The organism is Streptomyces sp. NPDC093801 (genome assembly GCF_040701585.1).
In the GTDB taxonomy this organism is placed as follows: Bacteria; Actinomycetota; Actinomycetes; order Streptomycetales; family Streptomycetaceae; genus Streptomyces.
On the sequence record NZ_JBFBDP010000021.1, the window covers coordinates 150757 to 174674 of the forward strand.

Genomic DNA, 23918 nt, shown 5'->3' on the forward strand with positions numbered 1-23918 from the left:
TGAGTGGTGGGCGACGGCTGTTCGAATGCCGTCTCATCGCGCGGAACGTTACCGTATTGCGATCAGACAACCACTTCGACGCACTCGCCGGGCGGATTGCCTGATACCCGTTCGGTCTCAAGAGCGTTCTGGAGGATGACCACGGCGGCCGCCTGGTCGATGACCGACCTGCCCTTCTTCGCGTTCCTCCCGGAGGCGCGCAGGCCCTGGGCGGCGGTGACCGTGGTCATCCGCTCGTCCACCAGACGGACCGTCACCGGTTTGACGCCCTTGGCCAGTTCGTTCGCGAAGGCACGCACCTTGGCCGCGGCCGGCCCCTCCCGCCCGCTGAGCGAGCGGGGGAGGCCGACGACGACTTCGAGGGGCTCATACTCCTCGACGAGCTGCCGCAGCCGCCGGTGGGCGGCCGGGACGTCCCGGCCCGGGACGGTCTCCACCGGCGTGGCCAGCACCCCGTCGGGGTCGCACGAGGCGACCCCGATCCGGGCGTCTCCGACATCGATGGCCAGACGGCGGCCGCGGCGCAGGCTCATCGTCAGGCCGTCTCGACGACGAGGCGTTCGACCGCGGCGATGGCCTCGGGCACGGCGCCCGGGTTCTGGCCGCCGCCCTGGGCCACGTCCGGCTTGCCGCCACCGCCGCCGCCGAGGGTCTTGGCGGCGGTGCGGACCAGGTCGCCGGCCTTGAGGCCGCGCTCGCGGGCCGCCTCGTTGGTGGCGATGACGGTCAGCGGGCGGTCGTTCGCCACGGTGAACAGTGCGACGACGACCGGGCGGTCGCCGGGAATGCGGCCGCGGACGTCCAGGACCAGCTTGCGCAGGTCGTCGGCGCCCGTGCCGTCCGGCACCTGGCCGACGACGAGGGCGACGCCGCGGATGTCCTGGGCGCCGGCGGCGAGGCCGGCGGCGGCCTGGAGGACCTTCTCCGCCCGGAACTTCTCGATCTCCTTCTCGGCGTCCTTCAGCTTGCCGAGCATGGAGGCGATCTTCTCCGGGAGCTCCTCCGGACGGCCCTTGACCAGCTCCTGGAGCTGGGCGACGACCGTGTGCTCCTTGGCGAGGAAGTTGTACGCGTCCACGCCGACCAGGGCCTCGACGCGGCGCACGCCGGAGCCGATGGAGGACTCGCCGAGCAGCTTCACCAGACCCAGCTGGGCGGTGTTGCCGACGTGCGTGCCGCCGCAGAGCTCCTTGGAGAAGTCGCCGATGGTCACGACGCGCACGCGCTCGCCGTACTTCTCGCCGAACTCCGCGATGGCGCCCTGCTTCTTCGCCTCGTCGATGCTCATGATCTCGGCGGTGACGTCGAGCTCGCGGGAGAGCACGTCGTTGATCTTCTGCTCCACGTCGGTGAGCACCGTGCCGGGGACGGCGTTCGGGGAGCCGAAGTCGAAGCGGAAGCGGCCGGGGCTGTTCTCGGAGCCGGCCTGGGCGGCCGTCGGGCCGAGGGCGTCGCGCAGCGCCTGGTGGGTCAGGTGGGTGGCCGAGTGGGCGCGGGCGATGGCCCGGCGGCGCTTGATGTCGATCGCGGCGTACGCGGAGGCGCCGACCGTGACCTCGCCGACCTGGACGGAGCCCTTGTGGACGGAGACGCCCGGGACGGGCTGCTGGACGTCGCGGACCTCGATGACGGCACCGGTGTCGAGCTTGATGCGGCCCTGGTCGGCGAGCTGGCCGCCGCCCTCGGCGTAGAAGGGGGTGCGGTCGAGGACGACCTCGACCTCGTCGCCCTCGGAGGCGGCGGGCGCGGAGACGCCGTTGACCAGGAGGCCGACGATGGTGGCCTCGCCCTGGTTGGTGGCGTAGCCGGTGAACTCGGTGGCGCCGGAGCCGTCGGCGATCTCGCGGTAGGCGGAGACGTCGGCGTGGCCGGTCTTCTTGGCCTTGGCGTCGGCCTTGGCGCGGTCGCGCTGCTCCTGCATCAGGCGGCGGAAGCCGGTCTCGTCCACGGAGAGGCCCTGCTCGGCGGCCATCTCCAGGGTGAGGTCGATCGGGAAGCCCCAGGTGTCGTGGAGCAGGAACGCCTTGTCGCCGGAGAGGACCGTGCCGCCGGCGGCCTTGGTCTCGGTCACGGCGGTGTCGAGGATGTTGGTGCCGCCCTTGATGGCCTTGAGGAAGGCGGCTTCCTCGGCGATGGCGACGGTCTCGATGCGCTTGCGGTCGGTGACGAGCTCCGGGTACTGCTGGCCCATCGTGTCGACGACGACGTCGATCAGGTCCTTGACCACGGGGCCGGTGGCGCCCATGAGGCGCATGTTGCGGATGGCGCGGCGCATGATGCGGCGCAGCACGTAGCCGCGGCCCTCGTTGCCGGGGGTGACGCCGTCGCCGATGAGCATGGTCGAGGTGCGGATGTGGTCGGCGACCACGCGCAGGGAGACGTCCGAGTGGTCGGCGGCGCCGTAGGCGACACCGGTCAGCTCGGTGGCCTTGTCCATGACCACGCGCAGGGTGTCGGTCTCGTACATGTTGCGCACGCCCTGCAGGATCATCGCGAGGCGTTCGAGGCCGAGGCCGGTGTCGATGTTCTTCGACGGCAGGTCGCCCAGGATCGGGAAGTCCTCCTTGCCGTCGCCGGCGCCCCGCTCGTACTGCATGAAGACGAGGTTCCAGATCTCCACGTACCGCTCGTCGTTGACGGCCGGGCCGCCCTCGACGCCGAACTCGGGGCCGCGGTCGTAGTTGATCTCGGAGCAGGGGCCGCAGGGGCCGGGGACGCCCATGGACCAGAAGTTGTCCTTCTTGCCCAGGCGCTGGATGCGCTCGGCGGGGACGCCGATCTTGTCCCGCCAGATGGCCTCGGCCTCGTCGTCGTCGAGGTAGACCGTGATCCAGAGCTTCTCGGGCTCCAGGCCGTAGCCGCCGTCCGCCACGGAGCTGGTCAGCAGCTCCCAGGCGTACTTGATGGCGCCTTCCTTGAAGTAGTCCCCGAAGGAGAAGTTGCCGCACATCTGGAAGAACGTGCCGTGGCGGGTGGTCTTGCCGACCTCTTCGATGTCCGGGGTGCGGACGCACTTCTGCACGCTGGTCAGCGTGGGCGCGGGCGGCTTGGTCTCACCCAGGAAGTAGGGCTTGAAGGGGACCATGCCGGCGGGCACCAGCAGCAGAGTCGGGTCGTCCGCGATGAGCGACGCCGAAGGGACAACGGTGTGACCGCGCTCCTCGAAGAAGCTCAGCCAGCGGCGGCGGATTTCAGCCGACTCCATCAGTGGTCCTCATTCCGGTTGTACGTGATCGCCGAGTGGTTCCGGCGGTGGGTGGTGGTGTCGTTCGCGATGGCCCGCAGGCGCCGCGGCCCGGGGAGGGCGGTGACGTTGTCGGGCCGGTCGGGGTCCTGGGTCAGGCCCAGGGCGTCGTTCAGCTCGTCCTCGCGCTGCGTCATTCCCGCCTTGACGTCGAGGGCGAAGTCCTTGAGGCGGTGGCCCGCCTCCACGGCCTTGTCGGCCGCCTGGGCCGCGAGGCTCTCCGGCGTCAGCTTCCTGAGCTGGCGGTTGACCTTGGTGGTGGCCCAGACGCCGGCGGCGGCGCCGGCGGTGAACCAGAAGGCTCGGCGGAACATCGGAGGTCTCAGCCCTTCTGCTTGCGGCGCCGGGGCTCCGGCACCGTGCGGCCGACGATCACGGTGCGCCGGGGGGTCCGCTCGGGTCCCGTGTCGGTCCTGCCCAGTGCCCTGCGCACCCCGTACCCGAAGGCCGCGACCTTGACGAGCGGGCCCCCGAAGGTGGAGGCGACGGTGGAGGACAGCGCGGAGGCGTTGGAGGTGACCTCCTGGACGTCGCTCGCGATGGCGTCGACCCGGTCGAGCTGGGTGCGCGCGGAGCGGACGGTCGTGGAGGCGTCCGCCAGCAGCGGGACGGCCTGCTCGGTGACGTCGGCCACCAGCTTGGTGGTGGCCCTGAGCACCTGGGCGAGCCTGGCCAGCGCCACTGCGAGGAAGGAGACCAGGATGGCCCAGAAGACGGCCACGATGATCCCGGCCACCTCTCCACCGGACACGTTGCACCGCTTCCTGAATCTGGAAAACCTACGGGTTAAGTCTGCTCCGACCCTATCGCGCCGGAGATCCGCCGCAGTACCGGATTCCAGTGGTGCTCCTCCGGATACGGCAAAGCCCGCCGCCCCCGGAGGGGACGGCGGGCCGGACCAGCCTGTGAGCGGCTACGTCCGCTGGATCAGCGGGCGTAGTACTCGACGACGAGCTGCTCGTCGCAGATGACCGGGATCTCCTTGCGGTTCGGGTCGCGGTCGAGGCGGAAGGCCAGGGCCTTCAGGTTGACCTGCAGGTAACGCGGGGTCTCACCCTCACCGGCGTAGCCACCCTCGCGGGCGACCTGGAAGGGGTGCTTCTCGCGGCTGCGCTCGCGAACCGTGATGACGTCGTCGGGACGCACGCGGAACGACGGCTTGTCGACCTTGCCGCCGTTGACCTCGATGTGGCCGTGGACGACCATCTGGCGGGCCTGGTAGATGGTGCGGGCGATGCCGGCACGCAGGACCAGGGCGTCCAGACGACGCTCGAGCTCGACGACCAGCGCCTCGCCCGTCTTGCCCTCGGCCTTCTTCGCGCGGTCGTACGCGCGGGCCATCTGGCGCTCGGAGATGTCGTACTGGGCGCGCAGACGCTGCTTCTCGAGCAGACGGACCTTGTAGTCCGAGTTCTGCTTGCGGCCACGGCCGTGCTCGCCCGGCGGGTAGGGGCGGGCCTCGAAGTACTTGACGGCCTTCGGCGTCAGGGCGATGCCGAGGGCGCGGGACTTCTTGACCTTGGGTCGCTTCTGGTTCACGGGGAACCTACCTCCATGTAAGTTAGGTGAGGCTTACCTTATCGAGGAGGACGTAATGTCTCGACCGCATGGGATCCCCCTGCCCAGTGCGCAACGCAGTTCGGATTCAGACGAAACAGAATCCGCTTGCGCCGACGATAAGCAAGGTCAGCCGCGTCCCAGGGAAGGCGTTCGGCAGCTCACCGGAGCCGAACGCGTACGAACCCTCGTAGAGTCCAACGCCTCAGTATCCCTCACTCTGCCGGGTGCTCGTGACCAGGTGTGGACCCGTGACCAGCACGAGTGCGGGACAGGGACGCCGGCCGCGCGGACCGTCGCCCCGGACGGGGACGTGATTCTCCTTGTGCCAGGGGAATCCGCGGCGGCCAGGGCCGCCGCTCACGCCCAGGACGACGACCTCCCCGCCGTGATCGAGATCACGGACGTGGCGCCGGTGTCCGTGCCCCATCGTATACGGGGCCGCGCCCGGCTGGCCGGGTGGCTGACGCCGGTGCGCGGGGCCGACCGCGCGGTCTGCGCCGCCCTCATGGCCGAGCGCCACCCGGTGGGCGGGCTGCTCGGACTGACCGAGTCCCTCGACGCCCCGCACGCGGGCCGTCCGGCCTGGATGCTGCTGCGCCTGGAAGTCGGCGAGATCTCCGTGGACGACCTGTGGGGCGCCGCCCGGGTGGACCCGGAGGAGCTGGCGGCGGCCGAGCCGGACCCGATGACGGCCCACGAGGCGGAGCTCCTGCAGCACCTGGCCTCCGTCCACCCCGACCGGCTCGCCGGCCTCTGCGGACTGCTGGGCTCCCGGGAGGCGGCCGGGCTGACCCCCGTTCCCCTCGCCCTGGACCGCCTCGGGCTGCGCGTGCGCTTCACCGGCGGGCCCGGCCGGGCCGCCTTCGACGCCCGCTTCGACTTCCCCGAGCCGGTGGCCGACGTCTGCGGTCTGCGCCGCGCCCTGCGCTCCCTGTTCGCCGCGGCCGCCCGCTGAGGGGCGCCGCCGCGCCCCCGGCCGGGTTCAGTTCCCGCGCAGCCGCTCGCGGACCTTCTCCACCACGTCCGCGTACCGGGCCTCCGCCCCGTAGCGGGTCGGTTCGTAGTACCGCTTGCCGTGGATCTCGTCCGGGGCGTACTGCTGGGCGGCGATGGCTCCCGGGACGTCGTGCGGGTAGACGTATCGGACGGCGTGCCCCAGCTTGGCCGCGCCCTTGTAGTGCCCGTCGCGCAGGTGCGCCGGCACGGTACCGGCCAGACCGGCCCGTACGTCGGCCAGCGCGGCGCCGATCGCGGTGGTCGCCGTGTTGGACTTCGGGGCCAGCGCCAGGGCGATGGTGGCGTGCGACAGGGTCAGCGCGGCCTCCGGGAAGCCGATCATCGCCACCGCCTGGGCCGCCGCCACCGCCAGCGGCAGCGCGGTGGGGTCCGCCAGGCCGATGTCCTCGCTCGCGGAGATCATCAACCGCCGCGCGATGAACCGGGGGTCCTCGCCGGCCTCGATCATCCGGGCCAGGTAGTGCAGCGCCGCGTCCACGTCGGAGCCCCGGATGGACTTGATCAGCGCGCTCGCCACGTCGTAGTGCTGGTCGCCGTCCCGGTCGTAGCGGACCGCCGCCCGGTCGACGGCCTCCTCCAGGGTCTGGAGGGTGATCTCCTCCTCGCCCTTGGCGATCGCCGATCCGGCCCCCGCCTCCAGCGCGGTCAGCGCCCGGCGGGCGTCGCCCCCGGCGATCCGCAGCAGGTGCGCCTCGGCGTCGGCGGGCAGCGAGACCGCGCCGCCCAGCCCCCGCTCCTCCTCCAGCGCGCGCCGCAGCAGCCCGCTCAGGTCGCCGTCGGTGAGCGGCTCCAGCGTCAGCAGCAGCGAGCGCGAGAGCAGCGGGGAGATGATCGAGAAGTACGGGTTCTCCGTGGTCGCCGCGATCAGGGTGACCCAGCGGTTCTCCACGGCCGGCAGCAGGGAGTCCTGCTGCGCCTTGCTGAAGCGGTGGATCTCGTCGAGGAAGAGGACGGTCTCCTGGCCGTAGCCGCCGGCGGCGCGCTTCGCGCCCTCGATGACGGCCCGGACCTCCTTGACCCCCGCCGTGATCGCCGACAGTTCGACGAACCGCTTCCGGGTGGCCTGGCTGACCACGTAGGCGAGGGTGGTCTTGCCGATCCCCGGCGGCCCCCAGAGGATCACCGACGAGGCTCCGGCCGGTCCCCCGGCCCCCTCCCCCACCAGGCGGCGCAGCGGTGAGCCGGGCTTCAGCAGGTGCTGCTGGCCGACCACCTCGTCCAGGGTGCGCGGGCGCATCCTGACGGCCAGCGGGGCGCTGGCCGGATCCTTCTCCCGGCGTTCCTCGGCGGCTGCGGTGAAGAGGTCTGGTTCCACCCCTAGAGCCTATGCGAGGCCACCGACAGGGCCGCCCGGACGGCCGGGCCGGCTCAGGAGGTCCAGAAGTCCCACCAGCGGGTCAGGACCAGCATCCCGATGATCCCGATGTGCAGGGCGGGCAGGACCCAGGTGAACTCGTCCAGGAAGCCGCGCAGCCAGGCGGGCGCGGGCAGCAGGCCCGTGCGGACGTTGTAGGAGGTGACGTACCAGAACATCAGGATCGTGCAGACCCAGGCCAGGCAGCACCACAGGCACAGCGAGTTGATGTTGTACAGCGACTGGTAGGTCAGCCAGGCGCAGAAGCCGACGCCGAAGAGCATGCCGGCGTTCAGGGTCAGCCAGTACCAGGGGCGGAAGCGGGCGCCGGCGATGATGCTCATGCCGACGCAGACGACGATCCCGTAGGCGACGAGGCCCAGCATCGGGTTCGGGAAGCCGAACGCCGACGCCTGCTCGCTCTTCATGATGTTGCCGCAGGAGACGACCGGGTTCAGGCTGCAGCCCGGCGTGAAGTTCGGGTCCTCCAGCAGCTTGAACTTGTCGATGGTGATCACCCAGGCGGCGAGCAGGGCCGCCGCTCCGGTGATGACCAGCAGCAGGGCCAGCGCCCGGCTCCCGCCGTAGGTCCGCGGAGCGGTATCCGCGCCAGCACCCGTAGTCGTCATCCCGCCCGCTCCACATCCCACATCGGCAAGGTCATCAAGCACGGCCATTGTGCCGTACGGCGGACGCCGCCTTCCGTTCGATCCGGATAAGGACGGCCGGGAACGGACGCCGGGGGCGGGGCGGGGAGTGCTCCCCGCCCCGCCCCCGGCGCAGCCGCGTCACGGACCGGACGGACCTCAGGCCAGGCGGGCCCGTACCTCGGCGACCAGGTCGGACACCGCCACGGCGCTCTGCTCGCCGGACTCCATGTCCTTGAGCTGGACCACGCCCTCGGCCAGGTCGCGGTCGCCCGCGACGACCGCGAAGCGCGCCCCGCTGCGGTTGGCGTCCTTCATGGCGCCCTTGAGGCCCTTTCCGCCGTAGGACATGTCGGCCGCGACCCCCGCCCTGCGCAGCTCGGTCACCAGGCCGAACACGGCCGGCTTGGCCTCGCCCAGCGCGACCGCGAAGACCGCCGTGGCCGCCGGGATGTCCAGCTCCACGCCCTCCGCCTCCAGGGCGAGCACGGTCCGGTCCACGCCCAGCGCCCAGCCGACCGACGGCAGGGCCGGTCCGCCGATCATCTCGGACAGGCCGTCGTAGCGGCCGCCGCCGCCGACCGCGGACTGGGAGCCCAGGCCGTCGTGGACGAACTCGAAGGTGGTGCGGGTGTAGTAGTCGAGCCCGCGGACCAGCTTCTCGTCGTCCTCGAAGGCGACCCCGGCGGCCGTGACCAGCGCCCGGACCTCCTCGTGGTACGCCTTGCACGCGTCGCACAGGTAGTCGCGCAGCACGGGGGCGCCGACCAGCTGCTTCTGCACGTCGGGCCGCTTGTCGTCGAGGACCCGCAGCGGGTTGATCTCGGCCCGGCGCACGGTCTCCTCGTCGAGGTCGAGGCCGCGCAGGAAGCCCTGCAGCGCCTCCCGGTACACCGGGCGGCACTCCTTGTCGCCGAGCGAGTTCAGCAGGATGCGGAAGTCGCGCAGGCCCAGCGAGCGGTACGCCTGGTCGGCGAGGATGATCAGCTCGGCGTCCAGCGCGGGGTCCTCGGCGCCGATGGCCTCGGCACCGACCTGGGAGAAGTGCCGGTAGCGGCCCGCCTGGGCGCGCTCGTAGCGGTAGTACGAGCCGGAGTACCAGAGCTTGACGGGCAGGCTGCCCAGCTTGTGCAGGTTGCCCTGGAGGGCCGCGCGCAGCACGGAGGCGGTGCCCTCGGGGCGCAGGGCGAGCTCGTCGCCGCCCTTCGTCGTGAGGGTGTACATCTCCTTGCTGACGATGTCGGTGGACTCGCCGACCCCGCGGGAGAACAGCTTCACGTCCTCGAACCCGGGGGTCTCGACGTATCCGTAGCCGGAGTTCCTCAGGGGTGCGGAGATCGCCTCGCGCACCGCCAGGAAGCTGGCGGAGCGGGGCGGCAGCAGGTCGTAGGTGCCCTTGGGGGCCTTGAAGGTGCTCACGAAACTCGTCACATTCCTCGTCGTGGGGCGGCGGTGCCGTCTCCCAGGCCGGCGGCGACCTCCCGCAGGTACGGGTTGGTCGCGCGCTCGCGGCCGATGGTGGTCTGGGGACCGTGGCCGGACAGCACCACGGTCGAGTCCTCCAGCGGCAGGCACACGCGGGCCAGCGACTGGAGCATCTCGGCGTGGGAGCCGCCGGGCAGGTCGGTGCGTCCGATGGAGCCGGCGAAGAGCAGGTCGCCCGAGAAGAAGACCGGCGGTACGTCGGCCTGCTCGGGCATCCGGAAGGTCACCGACCCCTTGGTATGCCCGGGCGCGTGCGCCACCGAGAACTCCATCCCGGCCAGCTTCAGGGCGCTGCCGTCGGTCAGCTCGCGGACGTCGTCCGGCTCGCCGACGGTCAGCTCCCCCATGAGCGGCATGCCGATGGAGCGGCCGAGGGCCTTCTCCGGATCGCTCATCATGTAGCGGTCCTCGGGGTGGATCCAGGCGGGAACGTCGTGCGCTCCGCACACCGGGACCACGGAGGCCACATGATCGATGTGGCCGTGGGTCAGGACGACCGCGACGGGCTTGAGACGGTGCTTCCTCAGCGTCTCCTCGACTCCCTGGGCGGCCTGGTGGCCCGGGTCGATGATGACGCACTCCTCACCCGCGGCGGGGGCGACCAGGTAGCAGTTGGTCCCCCAGGCCCCGGCGGGGAACCCGGCAATCAGCACGTTCGTCCTCAATCGTCGTCCGGCGGGCGGCAGCAGTTCGGAATCTGCTGCTCAGAGCCTACCGGCGCCCCTCATTACACAGCGAACCCATATACGGTACGGCCTAACCGAGCCCGGACAGCGGTACCAGAGACGCACAAGGAGACGACCCGGTGGTCACGAGCGATCAGCGTCGGCGACAGCTCGCCAGGGAGAAGTACGAGCGCCAGCAGAAGCGCCGCGCGGAGGCCCGCCGCAAGTCGCGGCAGCGGCTGGCGATCATCGGTGCCGCCTCGGCCGCCGTGATCGTGGCCCTGATCGGCCTGATCGCGGGCGGTGTCTTCGACGGCAAGGACGAGAACGACGCGTCGGCCGAGCCCTCGGCCTCCCCGTCGCTGCCCGAGCCGAAGAAGTCGCCGTCCCCGGCGATGGCGATCGACGACAAGGCGAAGTACACCTTCGACCTGAAGACCAGCGCGGGCGACGTGAAGTTCGAGATGGACGCGTCGAAGACCCCCCAGACGGTCAACTCCTTCAAGTCGCTCGCCGACAAGGGCTTCTTCGACAAGACCAAGTGCCACCGCCTGGTGACCTCCGGGATCTACGTGCTCCAGTGCGGCGACCCCGAGGGCACCGGCCGGGGCGGACCGGGGTACACCATCCCGGACGAGAACCTGGACTCCCTGGGCAAGCCGAACGAGCAGGGCCAGGTGGTCTACCCGGCCGGCACGGTGGCGATGGCCAACACGGGGCAGCCCGGCACCGGCGGCAGCCAGTTCTTCCTGGTCTACAAGGACAGCCCGCTCGCCCCCTCGTACACCCCCTTCGGGAAGATCGACGCGGCCGGGCTGAAGGTGCTGGAAGAGGTCGCCAAGGCCGGGACCGCCGACGGGGCGCAGGACGGCGCTCCGAAGACCCCCGTGACCATCGAGAAGGCCGCCGTCACCAAGAACTGACGGGGGCCGGCGGCCCCGGCCCGGCCGGCCCGCGGCCCCTGCGGCGATATTCCGTCGTGCGGGATGCGGACAGCCGGCCCGGCGGTCGCCTATGTTGGCGTTGTGCAGGGCGGGCGCTGCCCGCCCCAGGAAACTGTGGACGATGCCGGGGGGACACCACCCCGCGCGGCATCAGGTGGAGGAGGCGCTGTGAGCAGCGACCCGTGGGGCCGAGTCGACGAGACCGGCACCGTGTACGTGCGTACTTCCGAGGGCGAGCAGGTCGTCGGCTCGTGGCAGGCGGGCACCCCCGAGGAGGCCCTGGCCTACTTCGAGCGCAAGTACGAGGGCCTGGTGGTCGAGATCGGCCTCCTCGAACGGCGGGTGCGGACCACCGACCTGTCCGCCAAGGACGCCCAGACGGCCATCGACCACCTGCGGACGCAGGTGGACGAGCACCACGCCGTCGGCGACCTCGACGCGCTGCGCGTCCGGCTCGACAAGCTGGTGGCGACGGTGGACTCGCGGCGCGAGGAGCGCAAGGTCCAGAAGGCCAAGCAGGCGGACGAGGCCCGTGCGGCCAAGGACGCCCTGGTGACCGAGGCCGAGCAGCTGGCGCAGAGCGACCAGTGGCGCAGCGCCGGCGAGCGGCTGCGCGCGCTGGTGGACATCTGGAAGGGCCTGCCCCGGCTCGACCGCAAGTCGGACGACGAGCTGTGGCACCGCTTCTCGCACGCCCGGTCCGCCTTCTCCAAGCGCCGCAAGGCGCACTTCGCCGCGCTGGACGCCCAGCGCGAGGAGGCCCGCAAGGCCAAGGAGAAGCTGGTCGCCGAGGCCGAGTCGCTGTCGAAGTCGACGGACTGGGGTCCGACGGCGGCCCGCTACCGCGAGCTGATGGACAGCTGGAAGGCGGCGGGCCGGGCGCAGCGCGAGGCCGAGGACGACCTGTGGAACCGCTTCCGCGGTGCGCAGGACGTGTTCTTCGCGGCGCGCGGCGAGGTCTTCGCCGAGCGGGACGCCGAGCAGGTGGAGAACCTGAAGCTGAAGGAGGAGCTGGCCGCCGAGGCGGAGCTGCTCGTCCCGGTGACGGACCTGAAGGCGGCCCGGGCCGCGTTCCGCTCCGTCAACGAGCGCTGGGAGGCCATCGGCCACGTGCCGCGCGACGCCCGTCCCAAGGTCGAGGGCCGGATGCACGCCGTGGAGCGGGCCATCCAGGAGGCCGAGGAGGGCGAGTGGCGGCGAACCAACCCGGAGGCGCGGGCGCGTGCCGCCGGTCTGACGGGTCAGCTCCAGGCGGCCGTCGACAAGCTGCGCGGTGAGATCGACGCCGCGCGCGCGGCCGGCAACAACGCCAAGGCCGACAAGCTGTCCCGCGAGCTGGAGGGCCGCCAGGCCCTGCTGGACCAGGCGCTGAAGGGCCTGGAGGAGTTCGGCGGCTGACGCGGCCGCCGTCCTCGGACGGGCACGACGGACGGGCACCACCGGTCACGGCCGGTGGTGCCCGTCCGTCGTGTACGGGGGTACGGGCCCGGTTGTGGGCGGGTATGTGTGCGTCCGATTCGTTACGTGGTTTCAACACAGGGTGCGCGCGGGTTGCACCCTCCGCCTGTGTAACGTTGTACGGTGCCGCCTCGGCGGCCTTCTGCCGGGCGACGACCAGGATCGAATGTGACGCATACCCAGATACGCGCTGATGTCCCCGACTCACTTCTCGTCGCCGAACCGCTCGCCGGCAAGAAGGACTCCGGACTCCGTGGTGTCGGTCGGCGCGTACTCGCGAACCTGAAGCGTGCCCGCAAGGCCCTGCTGGTCCACCTCGCCCTGCGGGCGACCGGTCTCGCCGTCATGGCGATCTGGGCCGAGCGCAAGGACGTGCGTCCGCTGGAGATCCTGGGCGGGCGCTGGGACGCCGTCTACTACCTGCACATCGCCGAGAACGGTCTGACGACCCCGCTGGCGACGCCGTCGCCCTGCGCGTTCGCGGGGCCGAGCTGCCAGATGGCGTTCTTCCCCGTCTACCCCATGCTGGTGCGGTACACCTCGTACGTCACGCACCTGCCCATGAACTGGGTGGCGATGGGGCTGGCGATGTTCGCGTCGGTCATCGCCGCGTGGGGCATCTTCGCCGTCACCGACAAGATCTACGGCCGCCGGGTCGCGCTCTTCACCTGCGCCCTGTTCGCGATCGTGCCGGCGGCGCTCGTCCAGTCGATGGCGTACACCGAGCCGCTGTTCCTCGCCCTGTCCGTGTGGGCGATGTACGCGGTGATGACGAAGTCCTGGGTGACGGCCGGTGTGCTGGCCTTCTTCGCCGGGGCGACCCGGCCCTCGGGTTCGGCGATCGTCGCGGCCGTGGTGCTGGCGGGGGTCTGGGAGTACGTGCAGTGGCTGCGCAAGCGCCGCTCGCAGCGGCCCCCGGTGGGGCGGATCGTCGCCGCCTCGCTGATCGCCCCGCTGGGCTGGTTCGGGTACGTGGCCTACGTCGGCTGGCACTTCGGGCGCTGGGACGGCTACTTCGAGCTCCAGCGCCGCTGGGGTTCGGTGTACGACGGCGGCTTCGACACCCTCAACGAGCTGAAGAAGACCTTCACCGAGGTGCACACCACCCTCAACCACGTGGTGGTCTCGCTGACGGTGGTCACCTCCGTGGTGCTGTTCGTGCTGATGACGCGCCGGCGCCGGCCCCCCATGGTGGTGTGGATCTTCGCGGCCATGATCATGCTGGTGGCGCTGGGCGGCGCGGGCTTCTACTTCTCGAAGATGCGCTTCATCATGCCGGCGTTCCCGCTGCTCTTCCCCTTCGCCCTGGCGCTGGCCCGGGCCCGGCGGAGCACGGTGGTGTGGATCCTCGGGTCCGCGACGGCCGTGTCCGCGCTCTTCGGCGGCAACCTCAACTTCGTCTGGTGGGGCTGCCCCTGACCGGGCCGCAGCGCCGGACGTGACGGTGGGCGCCACCCCCTCGGGGGTGGCGCCCACCGTCGTGTGTGCCGCCGCGCGGCTACGGCCTGCGGGCCGAGGTCACGCGGTAGACGTCATAGACGCCCTCGACGCTCCGCACGGCCTTCAGGACGTGCCCCAGGTGCTTCGGGTCGCCCATCTCGAAGGTGAACCGGGAGGTGGCCACCCGGTCGCGCGAGGTCTGCACGGCCGCGGAGAGGATGTTGACGTGCTGGTCCGACAGGACCCGCGTGACGTCGGACAGCAGCCGCGAGCGGTCCAGCGCCTCGACCTGGATGGCGACCAGGAAGACGGAGGACTGGGTCGGCGCCCACTCCACCTCCAGCATCCGCTCGGGCTGCTGGGAGAGGGAGTCGACGTTGACGCAGTCGGCGCGGTGAACCGATACGCCACTGCCGCGCGTGACGAAGCCGATGATCGGGTCGCCCGGCACCGGCGTGCAGCAGCGGGCCAGCTTCACCCACACGTCGTCGACGCCCTTGACGACCACGCCCGGGTCTGCGTTGCCGCGCCGCTTGGTGCGGGCGCGGGACGGCGGGACGCTCTCCTCGATGTCCTCGTTGGCGGCCTCCTCGCCGCCGAGGGCCTGCACCAGCTTCTGCACGACGCCCTGCGCGGCCACGTGGCCCTCGCCGATCGCCGCGTAGAGGGACGAGATGTCGGGGTAGCGCATCTCGTGCGCGAGGGTGACGAGGGAGTCGCCGGTCAGGATCCGCTGGATCGGCAGGTTCTGCTTGCGCATGGCCCGCGCGATGGCGTCCTTGCCGTGCTCGATGGCCTCGTCGCGGCGCTCCTTGGAGAACCAGGCGCGGATCTTGTTGCGGGCCCGCGGGGACTTGACGAAGCCCAGCCAGTCACGGGACGGGCCGGCCCCCTCGGCCTTGGAGGTGAAGACCTCGACCAGGTCGCCGTTGTCGAGGGTCGATTCGAGCGGCACGAGCCGTCCGTTGACCCGCGCCCCTATGGTGCGGTGGCCGACCTCGGTGTGGACCGCGTACGCGAAGTCCACGGAGGTCGCCCCGGCGGGCAGGGCGATGACGTCGCCCTTGGGGGTGAAGACGAAGACCTCGTTGCGCGAGAGGTCGAAGCGCAGCGAGTCGAGGAACTCGCCCGGGTCCTCCGTCTCCTTCTGCCAGTCGAGGAGCTGGCGCAGCCAGGCCATGTCGTTGACGGTGTCCTGGCCGGCGCTGCCCTTGGCGGCCTGCGGGACGTCCGTGCGGATCTTGGAGGCGCCGGCGACGGTCTGCTGCTTGTACTTCCAGTGCGCGGCGATGCCGTACTCGGCGCGGCGGTGCATGTCGAAGGTGCGGATCTGGAGTTCGACCGGCTTGCCGTTGGGCCCGATGACCGTCGTGTGGAGCGACTGGTACATGTTGAACTTGGGCATCGCGATGTAGTCCTTGAACCGGCCGGGGACCGGGTTCCAGCGCGCGTGCACGGTGCCGAGGGCCGCGTAGCAGTCCCGGACGGTGTCCACGAGGACGCGGATGCCCACCAGGTCGTAGATCTCCGCGAAGTCACGGCCGCGGACGATCATCTTCTGGTAGACGCTGTAGTAGTGCTTGGGGCGGCCGGTGACCGTGGCCTTGATCCGGGCGGCCCGGAGGTCGGTCTGCACCTCGTCGGTGACGATGGCCAGGTACTCGTCGCGCTTGGGGGCCCGCTCGGCGACCAGGCGCACGATCTCGTCGTACATCTTGGGGTAGAGGATCGCGAAGGCGAGGTCCTCCAGCTCCCACTTGATCGTGTTCATGCCGAGGCGGTGGGCCAGCGGCGCGTAGATCTCGAGGGTCTCGCGGGCCTTCTTCTCCTGCTTCTCCCGCTTGAGGTAGCGCATCGTGCGCATGTTGTGCAGGCGGTCGGCGAGCTTGATGACCAGGACCCGGGGGTCCTTGGCCATGGCGACGACCATCTTGCGCACGGTCTCGGCCTGGGCGGCCTCGCCGAACTTGACCCGGTCGAGCTTGGTGACGCCGTCGACGAGGAGGGCCACGGCGTCGCCGAAGTCGCGGCGGAGCTGGTCGAGGCCGTACTCCGTGTCCTCGACGGTGTCGTGCAGCAGGCCCGCCATCAGGGTGGCGGGGTCCATCCCGAGCTCGGCGAGGATCGTGGTCACCGCGAGCGGATGGGTGATGTACGGGTCGCCGCTCTTGCGCTTCTGGCCGCGGTGCCAGCGCTCCGCGACCTGGTAGGCCTGTTCGATCTGGCGCAGCGTCGCCGTCTCGATCTTCGGGTCGTTGCTGCGGACTATACGGAGCAGGGGTTCCAGTACCGGGTTGTACGGGTTGGAACGCTGCACGCCGAGGCGGGCCAGCCGGGCGCGCACCCGGTTGGAGGACCCGGCCGGCTTGACCGGGAGCGGCTTGACCGGCGGGGCCGGCGGGGGCGTGGCTGCGGCCGCCGCGGCCGGATCGGCCTGGGGGTCGGGCTGCGCGGCGGAGAGTGGCTGGACCTCGTCTGGCAAGAGCGCTCCTCTGGGGGTCCCGCCGGAGGGCGTCCGGGGGAGGATCCGGGACCCCGGTCAGGTCCGGATAAACCATGGTAGCGAGGGTTCCGCCACGCCGTTCTCCCCGGCCGCCCGGTGGGACGGGACCCCAGCCCCGTTCCACCCCGGCTCAGCCCGCGCCCGGATCCCGGCCCCGGCCCCGGCCCCGGCCCCGGCACGACGAAACGGCGGGCCCCCGGGGCGTCCCGGGAACCCGCCGCTGCGACAGGGAGGGGTCAGACCACGATCAGGGCGTCCAGCGGAGCCCCCGCGAGGGCCCCGGCCAGCTTGGCCCGGCCCGGAAGGAACGACAGCTCCATCAGGACCGCCACGCCCGCGACCTCGGCCCCGGCCCGCCGGATCAGCTCCAGCGAGGCCTCGGCGGTGCCGCCGGTGGCCAGGACGTCGTCGATGACCATGACCCGGTCACCCGTCGACAGGTCCTCGGCGTGGACCTCGATCTCGGCCGTCCCGTACTCCAGCTCGTAGGCCTGCGCGAGCGTGGCGCCCGGCAGCTTTCCGGCCTTGCGCACGGGGATGAAGCCGATGCCCGCCTTGACGGCGACCGGGGCGGCCAGGATGAACCCGCGCGCCTCCAGCCCGACGATCTTCGTCGCGCCGTAGCGGTCGGCCAGCTCCACCAGGGTGTCGGTCAGGGCGCCGAAGGCCGCCGGGTCGGCGAGCAGCGGGGTGATGTCCTTGAACACCACGCCCGGCTTCGGGTAGTCCGTGACGTCCGTGATCCGGCTGAGCAGCAGCTCGCGGACCTCGGGGGTGCAGGAGGCGAAGGTCACCGGCGCCGCCTCCCCTGGCCGCTCTGGGCCACGACCTGCGGGGCCTCGTCCGCTTCGGTGCCGCCGTCGAGGTCCTCGCCCTTGGCGGCCGCGGCGGCCCGCTTGGCGAGCACGCGCTTCTTCAGCGCCTTCATCGCCGGCTCGCGCTCCTTCAGGTCCACGACCAGCGGGGTGGCGATGAAGATCGACGAGTACGCACCGGCCGCGAGACCGACGAACAGCGACAGCGAGATGTCGTTGAGCATGCCCGCGCCGAGGAAGCCGCCGCCGATGAACAGCAGGGCCGCGACCGGCAGGAGCGCCACGACGGTGGTGTTGATCGAGCGGACCAGCGTGCCGTTGATGCTGCGGTTGGCGACGTCGCTGAAGGTGTAGCGGGTCTGCTTGGTGATGTCCTTCGCGCCCTCCTTGAGACCGTCGAAGACGACGACGGTGTCGTAGAGGGAGTAGCCGAGGATGGTCAGCAGACCGATCACGGTGCCCGGGGTCACCTCGAAGCCGACGAGCGCGTACACGCCGACGGTGATGGTGAGGTCGTGGACCAGGGCGATCAGGGCCGCGACGGCCATCCGCCACTCGAAGGCGATGGCGAGGTAGATCACCACGAGGACCATGAAGATCGCGAGACCGGTCCAGGCCTTGTTCGCGATCTGCTCGCCCCAGCTCGGGCCGACCAGGTCCGCGTTGATCTGGCCCGCGTCGACCTTGAGGTCGGCGGCGAGCTGCCTCTTCACGGAGGCGGCCGCGTTGGTGTCCAGACCGGAGATCTGGATGCGCAGGCCGCCGGTGCCCAGCTCCTGGACGATCGCGTGGTGCCCCGAGGCCTTGTCCGCCGCCTCGGTCGCCCGTGCGACGGACACGGTCGTCTTCGGGGTGGTGAAGACCGCGCCGCCCTTGAACTCGATGCCCATGTTGAGGCCCTGGACGGCCAGCGCCACGATCGCCGTGATGGTGATCAGGACGGAGACGCCGTACCAGAGAAAGCGCTTGCCGACGAAGTCGTAGCCGACCTCACCGCGGTACAGCTTGGCGCCGAGATCTCCCAGCTTCGACATCTCACGCCTCCTTTGCGTCGACGGGGGCGGGGACGGGGCCGGTGCGGCGGGACCGGCGCAGCGGGGGCTTGGCGCCGAGCCGCTTCGGGTCCAGCCCGGACCACGGGTGGCCGCTGGAGAAGAACTTCGTCCGCGCCAGCAGGGTCATGACGGGCTTGGTGAAGAGGAACACCACGACCACGTCGAGCAGGGTGGTCAGACCCAGCGTGAAGGCGAAGCCCTGCACCTTGCCGACGGTGACGATGAAGAGCACCGCGGCGGCGAGGAAGGAGACGAAGTCGGAGACCAGGATCGTGCGCCGGGCGCGCGGCCAGGCCCGCTCGACGGCCGGACGCAGGGTGCGGCCCTCGCGGATCTCGTCGCGGATGCGCTCGAAGTACACGATGAACGAGTCCGCCGTGATGCCGATGGCGACGATCGCGCCGCAGACCGCGGGAAGGTTCAGGGCGAAGCCGATGCCCTTGCCCAGCAGCGCCATGATCGTGTACGTGAGGATCGCGGACACCATGAGGCTGACGATCGCGATGAAGGCCAGACCGCGGTAGTAGACCAGCAGGTAGATCACGACGAGGGCCAGGCCGATGGCGCCGGCGATCAGGCCGGCCTTCAGCTGCTCCCCGCCGAGCGCGGCGGTGACGGTGGTGACGCTGTCCTCCTGGAAGGACAGGGGCAGGGCGCCGTACGAGAGCATGTTGCCCAGGTCCTGCGCGGACTGCTGGGTGAAGCCGCCGGAGATCTCGGCGTTGCCGCCCGTGAGCGCCTGGCTGACGGACGGGTCGGAGATGACCTTGCCGTCGAGGACGATCGCGAACTGGTTCTGCGGCGGCGTCTTGGTGGCCAGCTCACCGGTGATCTTGGCGAACTTGTCGGCGCCCTTGTCGGTGAACTGCATCTGCACGATCCACTGACCGCGCTGCTGGTCGATGACGCCCTTGGCGTCCTTCACGTCCGTGCCGGCGACCTGGGCCGGACCGAGGATCCACTTGCCCCAGGTGGTGCCGCGCTGGCCACAGGCGATCGTCGGCTCGTCGGGCTTGGCACCCTTGCCGGCGGCGGCGCGCTGGTCCTCCTTGGTGCAGTCCAGCGCGGCGAACTTCGCCTGCAGGTCCGCCACGGCGGGGTCCGCCGACGGGGTCGGAGCGGGGGCCGGGGCCGAGGCGGAGGGCGTGGCCTTGTTGTCGTCTGCCTTCTTCGACTCGCTCGCCGAGGGCGAGGGAGTGGGGGTGCCCGGGGCCTTGAGGGCCTCGCTGAGCACACGGCCCTGGGAAGTGGCGCTGGACGACGGGGTGGCCGGCGCGGACGGCTTGGTGCTGCCCTCGGCCTTCGGGGCGCCGGAACCGCTCGCGGAGGGGCTCGGGGAGCCGCTCGGCTTGGTCTCGGGGGCGGCGGGGGCGCCGTCCGCGAAGGCGAGGACGGGGCGGAAGTACAGCTGGGCGGTGGTGCCGACCTGCTCACGCGCCTGCTGCTCGTTCACGCCCTTGGGGATGTTCACGATGATGTGGTCGCGGCCCTGGGTCTGGACCTCGGCCTCCGAGACGCCGAGACCGTTGACACGGCGGTCGATGATCCCGACGGCCGTGTTCATGTTGGTCTCGTTGACCGCGTCCGGCTTGCCGGGCTCGCTCTTGGCCTTGAGCGTGATGCTCGTACCGCCGGCGAGGTCGATGCCCAGGCGGGGCGTCGTCTGCTTCGTGAGGAACATCCCCGCGGTGAGCGCCACCATCGCGATCAGGATGAAGGCCAGGGCGCGCCCCGGCCTCCCCTGAGCCCCCGTGGGCCGCCGGCCCTTCTTCGGTGCTGCCACCTTGTCGTTTCTCCCTGTCCAACCGCCCCGCGCCGGGTCAGCGCGCGGACGGCCACGAAATGTGTGGTGGGGACCCCTGCCCCCCGCAGAAGTTCACTGCGGGAACCGCGGCGGATGCCGGTCGGGCACCGCCGCGGTCCCTGCCCGGCGCTACTTCGCGCCGGGCTCGCCGTCGGCCTTGCCGTCCTTCGGCTCGTCGTCCTTGTTCAGGTCGGGCTTGGGGGCGTCCTCCGGGGCGGAGTCCTTCGACAGGTCCGTCTTCGGGGACTCGGAGTCCGTCAGCGAGGAGGCGTCGTCGGGGACGGTCAGACCGTCCGTGGCGGTGCCGTGGACGATGCGGTTGTACTCCTCGTCCTCCAGCACGGCGCCGATGGCGTTCTTCGCGTAGATCGCGTGGACGCCGGGGGCCACCTCGAGGGTGACGGTGTCGTCACCGATCTCCTTGACCGTGGCGTACATGCCGCCGATGGTGCGGACGCCGGTGCCGGGCGTCATGTGGTCGCGCATCTGCGCGGCCTGCTGCTGCTTCTTCTTGGCGGAGCGGGTCATCAGGAACATCGCCCCGATGAGCACGATGAACGGGAGGAGTGTCACGAGATTCACGGGACGGAGATCCTATCCACGACCGCGCGGGAGACGGCCTTTTTCTACGGGGGTGGGCACACCGACCCGAAGGGTCGGCATCGGCGGAGTCTAGGCGAGTCCGCACCGATGGAACAACGCCCAGCATGGCACCGCAGTTCCTGACCGGTCGAACCTCCGCGCCGTCAGGCCCCGAACAGGCCCTGTTGTCCGCTTGATCCGCCGGCCGCGTGCTGCGGGGGGACAAGTCCCAGGTGAGCCCATGCGGCGGGGGTCGCGACCCGCCCCCGCGGGGTGCGCGCCAGCAGCCCCTCCCGGACCAGGAACGGCTCGGCGACCTCCTCCACCGTCTCGCGCTCCTCCCCCACGGCGACCGCGAGGGTGGACAGCCCGACGGGACCGCCGCCGAACAGCTTCAGGAGGGCCTCCAGCACCGACCGGTCCAGCCGGTCGAGGCCGCGCGCGTCCACCTCGTACACCTGGAGGGCCGTCGAGGCCACCTCACGGGTGATCGCACCGTCTGCCTTGACCTGGGCGTAGTCGCGGACGCGGCGCAGCAGGCGGTTGGCGATGCGGGGGGTGCCGCGGGAGCGGCCGGCGATCTCGGCGGCTCCGGCGGTGTCGATCTCCACGTCGAGGAGGCGTGCGGAGCGGTGGACCACGCGCTGGAGCTCCTCCGGCGCGTAGAACTCCATGTGGCCGGTGAACCCGAAGCGGTCGCGCAGCGGCGGCGGCAGCAGGCCGGCCCGGGTGGTGGCGCCGACGAGGGTGAACGGCGGCAGCTCCAGCGGGATGGCGGTCGCGCCGGGCCCCTTGCCGACGATCACGTCGACGCGGAAGTCCTCCATGGCCATGTAGAGCATCTCCTCGGCGGGCCGGGACATGCGGTGGATCTCGTCGAGGAAGAGGACCTCGCCCTCCTGGAGGGAGGAGAGGATCGCGGCGAGGTCGCCGGCGTGCTGGATGGCGGGGCCGGAGGTGATCCGGATGGGCGCGCCCATCTCCGCGGCGATGATCATGGAGAGGGTGGTCTTGCCGAGGCCGGGCGCGCCGGAGAGCAGGACGTGGTCGGCGGTGGCACCGCGCTGGCGGGCCGCCTTCAGGACGAGGTCCAGCTGCTGGCGGACCTTCTCCTGGCCGACGAACTCGCCGAGGTCCTTGGGGCGCAGGGCCGCCTCGACGGCGGTGTCCTCGCCGTCGGCCGCGGCGGCGACCAGCCGGTCGGGCTCGGGGATGTCGGTCTCGTCGTCCCAGGTCACGGTGTTCGGTCTGCCTTCTCGTTCGTACCGGGTGCGGTGGCTGCGGTGGACCGGCCCGCGGTCAGCGGGTGCGGTTCAGGGTCTGGAGGGCCGCCCGCAGGAGCTGCGGCACGGGGGCGGCGCCCCCGGCGGCGATGGCCGCCTCCGCCTGCGGGGTCACCGCGTCGACGGCGTCCTCCGCCTCGCGGGAGGCGTAGCCGAGGCCGATGAGGGCCGCCGTGAGCTGCTCCGTCCAGGGGGCGGGCCCGGAGGCCGCGGGGGCGCGCTGCGCGCCGACCACGGGGGCGGCGCCCAGCTTGCCCTTCAGCTCCAGCAGCAGCTTCTGGGCGCCCTTCTTCCCGATCCCGGGCACGGCCGTCAGCGCCTTCTCGTCACCCGACTCCACGGCCAGCCGCAGCGCGTCCGGGCTGTGCACGCCGAGCATGGCCTGGGCCAGCCTGGGCCCCACCCCGCTGGCGGTCTGGAGCAGCTCGAAGACCTGGCGCTCGTCGTCGTCCGCGAAGCCGTAGAGGGTCAGGGAGTCCTCCCGGACCACCAGGGAGGTGGCCAGCCGGGCCGGCTCGCCGGTGCGCAGGCCCGCGATGGTGTTCGGGGTGCACTGCACGGCCATCCCCACTCCCCCGACCTCGATCACGGCCAGGGTGGGGGTGAGCGCGGCGACCGGGCCGCTGACGAAGGCGATCATCTCGTACGGCCTTTCAAGGCGGAGGCGTGCTGGGCTGCCGCCTGCTGGAGGCGGTTCTGGGCGGGGGCCCGCCAGATGTGGCAGATGGCGAGGGCCAGCGCGTCGGCGGCGTCGGCCGGCTTCGGCGGCTCGGCGAGCCGCAGCAGCCGGGTCACCATGGCTCCGACCTGCGCCTTGTCGGCGCGGCCGCTGCCGGTGACGGCGGCCTTGACCTCGCTGGGGGTGTGCAGGGCGACGGGTATCCCGCGGCGTGCCGCGCACAGCATGGCGACGGCGCTGGCCTGGGCGGTGCCCATCACGGTGCGGACGTTGTGCTGGCTGAAGACGCGCTCCACGGCGACGCATTCGGGCCGGTGCGCGTCGAGCCACTCCTCGATGCCGCGCTCGATGGCGACGAGCCGGTGCCCCAGCTCGGCGTCGGCGGGCGTGCGCACGACCCCGACGCCGATCATGGTCAGGGGCCGTCCCGCGACTCCTTCGACCACGCCGACACCGCACCGCGTCAGCCCCGGGTCCACGCCCAGTACGCGCACCGCTCCCCCTCTCCTCCGGTCACCGCTCGCCCGTCCGTGCAGGCTATCCGGCCGCACTGACAACGCGACGGCGGGCCGACAGGGTGTGTCCTGTCGGCCCGCCGTGGAACGTCGAGCGGCGCCTTACGCGTCGACCTTCTCCATGACCTCGTCCGAGACGTCGAAGTTGGCGAAGACGTTCTGGACGTCGTCGCTGTCCTCGAGCGCGTCGATCAGCTTGAAGATCTTGCGCGCGCCCTCTTCGTCGAGCTCGACCTGCATGGTCGGGACGAAGCTGGAGTCGGCGGAGTCGTAGTCGATGCCGGCCTCCTGGAGCGCGGTGCGGACCGCGACCAGGTCGGTGGCCTCGCTGATGATCTCCCAGGTGTCGCCGTTGTCGTTGACCTCTTCGGCACCGGCGTCCAGGACCGCACCGAGGACGTCGTCCTCGCTGAGCTCGGCCTTGGGCAGCAGGATGACGCCCTTGCGGTTGAACAGGTACGAGACCGAGCCCGGGTCGGCCATCGAGCCGCCGTTGCGGGTCATGGCGACGCGGACGTCGGAGGCGGCGCGGTTGCGGTTGTCGGTGAGGCACTCGATGAGCACCGCGACACCGTTCGGACCGTAGCCCTCGTACATGATCGTCTCGTAGTCGGCGCCGCCGGCCTCGAGGCCGCCGCCGCGCTTGACCGCGGAGTCGATGTTCTTGTTCGGGACCGACTGCTTCTTGGCCTTCTGGACGGCGTCGAACAGCGTCGGGTTGCCGTCGATGTCGGCACCGCCCATACGGGCCGCGACCTCGATGTTCTTGATCAGCTTCGCGAAGAGCTTGCCGCGCTTGGCATCGATCACGGCCTTCTTGTGCTTCGTCGTAGCCCATTTAGAGTGGCCGGACATCCGCCTGTCTCCT

22 protein-coding genes are annotated in these 23918 nt (G+C 71.2%); 4 read left to right on the forward strand and 18 right to left on the reverse strand.

Translation table 11 applies throughout. From position 1 onward, the window contains the following. Nucleotides 1-62: 62 nt before the first annotated feature. The 5 genes from ruvX to rpsD all read right to left on the reverse strand — a co-directional run bounded on the left by ruvX (nucleotide 63) and on the right by rpsD (nucleotide 4783). The gene (ruvX, locus tag AB0469_RS24710) at nucleotides 63-533 is read right to left on the reverse strand and encodes a Holliday junction resolvase RuvX (protein WP_366453612.1); all 471 of its coding nucleotides are present in this window, start codon (nucleotides 531-533) and stop codon (nucleotides 63-65) included. Between the two features lie 2 nt (nucleotides 534-535). Further along, on the reverse strand, nucleotides 536-3205 hold the full coding sequence (gene alaS / locus AB0469_RS24715; protein WP_366453613.1) for an alanine--tRNA ligase: 2670 nt from the start codon (nucleotides 3203-3205) through the stop codon (nucleotides 536-538). Then, nucleotides 3205-3558 carry a DUF6167 family protein gene (locus AB0469_RS24720; protein WP_366453614.1) on the reverse strand — a complete coding sequence of 118 codons (354 nt, stop codon included), beginning with the start codon at nucleotides 3556-3558 and terminating at the stop codon, nucleotides 3205-3207. Before AB0469_RS24720 ends, alaS begins: the two co-directional genes overlap by 1 nt. 8 nt (nucleotides 3559-3566) lie before the next feature. Further along, complete coding sequence (locus tag AB0469_RS24725) at nucleotides 3567-3995, reverse strand: DUF948 domain-containing protein (RefSeq protein ID WP_366453616.1); 429 nt, start codon at nucleotides 3993-3995, stop codon at nucleotides 3567-3569. A 176-nt stretch (nucleotides 3996-4171) separates the two neighbouring features. Continuing rightward, nucleotides 4172-4783 carry a 30S ribosomal protein S4 gene (rpsD, locus tag AB0469_RS24730; protein WP_007263048.1) on the reverse strand — a complete coding sequence of 204 codons (612 nt, stop codon included), beginning with the start codon at nucleotides 4781-4783 and terminating at the stop codon, nucleotides 4172-4174. A 55-nt stretch (nucleotides 4784-4838) separates the two neighbouring features. On the opposite strand from rpsD, the gene AB0469_RS24735 reads away from it, so the two are divergent. Then, entirely contained in the window at nucleotides 4839-5759 is a 921-nt protein-coding gene (locus tag AB0469_RS24735) for a DUF2470 domain-containing protein (protein WP_366453617.1), read from the forward strand. 27 nt (nucleotides 5760-5786) lie between these two features. Here the strand turns inward: AB0469_RS24735 and AB0469_RS24740 are convergent, their stop codons facing one another. The 4 genes from AB0469_RS24740 to AB0469_RS24755 all read right to left on the reverse strand — a co-directional run bounded on the left by AB0469_RS24740 (nucleotide 5787) and on the right by AB0469_RS24755 (nucleotide 9960). Next, entirely contained in the window at nucleotides 5787-7136 is a 1350-nt protein-coding gene (locus AB0469_RS24740; protein ID WP_366453618.1) for a replication-associated recombination protein A, read from the reverse strand. Nucleotides 7137-7189: 53 nt separating this feature from the next. After that, the gene (locus AB0469_RS24745) at nucleotides 7190-7804 is read right to left on the reverse strand and encodes a vitamin K epoxide reductase family protein (protein WP_366453619.1); all 615 of its coding nucleotides are present in this window, start codon (nucleotides 7802-7804) and stop codon (nucleotides 7190-7192) included. Between the two features lie 177 nt (nucleotides 7805-7981). After that, nucleotides 7982-9241, reverse strand: a complete 1260-nt coding sequence (gene hisS, locus AB0469_RS24750) for a histidine--tRNA ligase (protein WP_366453620.1) — start codon at nucleotides 9239-9241, stop codon at nucleotides 7982-7984. A gap of 8 nt (nucleotides 9242-9249) precedes the next feature. After that, on the reverse strand, nucleotides 9250-9960 hold the full coding sequence (locus tag AB0469_RS24755) for an MBL fold metallo-hydrolase (protein ID WP_042817822.1): 711 nt from the start codon (nucleotides 9958-9960) through the stop codon (nucleotides 9250-9252). 152 nt (nucleotides 9961-10112) lie between these two features. Between AB0469_RS24755 and AB0469_RS24760 the strand changes: the two genes are divergently transcribed. The 3 genes from AB0469_RS24760 (at nucleotide 10113) to AB0469_RS24770 (ending at nucleotide 13793) form a co-directional block, all read left to right on the forward strand. After that, nucleotides 10113-10895: a peptidylprolyl isomerase gene (locus AB0469_RS24760; protein ID WP_366453622.1), complete on the forward strand. Its 783-nt coding sequence runs from the start codon at nucleotides 10113-10115 to the stop codon at nucleotides 10893-10895. A gap of 189 nt (nucleotides 10896-11084) precedes the next feature. Continuing rightward, complete coding sequence (locus tag AB0469_RS24765; protein ID WP_366453623.1) at nucleotides 11085-12314, forward strand: DUF349 domain-containing protein; 1230 nt, start codon at nucleotides 11085-11087, stop codon at nucleotides 12312-12314. 228 nt (nucleotides 12315-12542) lie between these two features. Continuing rightward, nucleotides 12543-13793 carry a hypothetical protein gene (locus AB0469_RS24770; protein ID WP_366453624.1) on the forward strand — a complete coding sequence of 417 codons (1251 nt, stop codon included), beginning with the start codon at nucleotides 12543-12545 and terminating at the stop codon, nucleotides 13791-13793. Nucleotides 13794-13872: 79 nt separating this feature from the next. On the opposite strand, the gene AB0469_RS24775 is transcribed toward AB0469_RS24770, so the two are convergent. The 9 genes from AB0469_RS24775 to AB0469_RS24815 form a co-directional block, all read right to left on the reverse strand. Continuing rightward, entirely contained in the window at nucleotides 13873-16296 is a 2424-nt protein-coding gene (locus AB0469_RS24775; RefSeq protein ID WP_366453625.1) for a bifunctional (p)ppGpp synthetase/guanosine-3',5'-bis(diphosphate) 3'-pyrophosphohydrolase, read from the reverse strand. 257 nt (nucleotides 16297-16553) lie between these two features. After that, a complete protein-coding gene (locus tag AB0469_RS24780) occupies nucleotides 16554-17111 on the reverse strand; it encodes an adenine phosphoribosyltransferase (RefSeq protein WP_366453627.1) in 558 nt (185 codons plus the stop codon). Continuing rightward, nucleotides 17108-18166 (reverse strand): protein translocase subunit SecF, encoded by a 1059-nt coding sequence (gene secF / locus AB0469_RS24785; protein WP_366453628.1) that lies wholly within the window; start codon nucleotides 18164-18166, stop codon nucleotides 17108-17110. The genes AB0469_RS24780 and secF overlap by 4 nt, the downstream gene beginning before the upstream one ends. 1 nt (nucleotide 18167) lies before the next feature. After that, complete coding sequence (secD, locus tag AB0469_RS24790; protein ID WP_366453629.1) at nucleotides 18168-19970, reverse strand: protein translocase subunit SecD; 1803 nt, start codon at nucleotides 19968-19970, stop codon at nucleotides 18168-18170. A 150-nt stretch (nucleotides 19971-20120) separates the two neighbouring features. Then, a complete protein-coding gene (yajC, locus tag AB0469_RS24795; RefSeq protein ID WP_366453631.1) occupies nucleotides 20121-20573 on the reverse strand; it encodes a preprotein translocase subunit YajC in 453 nt (150 codons plus the stop codon). A 164-nt stretch (nucleotides 20574-20737) separates the two neighbouring features. Then, nucleotides 20738-21811 carry a Holliday junction branch migration DNA helicase RuvB gene (gene ruvB / locus AB0469_RS24800; protein WP_366453632.1) on the reverse strand — a complete coding sequence of 358 codons (1074 nt, stop codon included), beginning with the start codon at nucleotides 21809-21811 and terminating at the stop codon, nucleotides 20738-20740. A gap of 61 nt (nucleotides 21812-21872) precedes the next feature. Then, nucleotides 21873-22496, reverse strand: a complete 624-nt coding sequence (gene ruvA, locus AB0469_RS24805) for a Holliday junction branch migration protein RuvA (RefSeq protein ID WP_366453633.1) — start codon at nucleotides 22494-22496, stop codon at nucleotides 21873-21875. Continuing rightward, complete coding sequence (gene ruvC / locus AB0469_RS24810; RefSeq protein WP_366453634.1) at nucleotides 22493-23029, reverse strand: crossover junction endodeoxyribonuclease RuvC; 537 nt, start codon at nucleotides 23027-23029, stop codon at nucleotides 22493-22495. The genes ruvA and ruvC overlap by 4 nt, the downstream gene beginning before the upstream one ends. Nucleotides 23030-23152: 123 nt before the next feature. Beyond that, entirely contained in the window at nucleotides 23153-23905 is a 753-nt protein-coding gene (locus tag AB0469_RS24815) for a YebC/PmpR family DNA-binding transcriptional regulator (protein ID WP_042812451.1), read from the reverse strand. Between the last annotated feature and the right edge of the window lie 13 nt (nucleotides 23906-23918).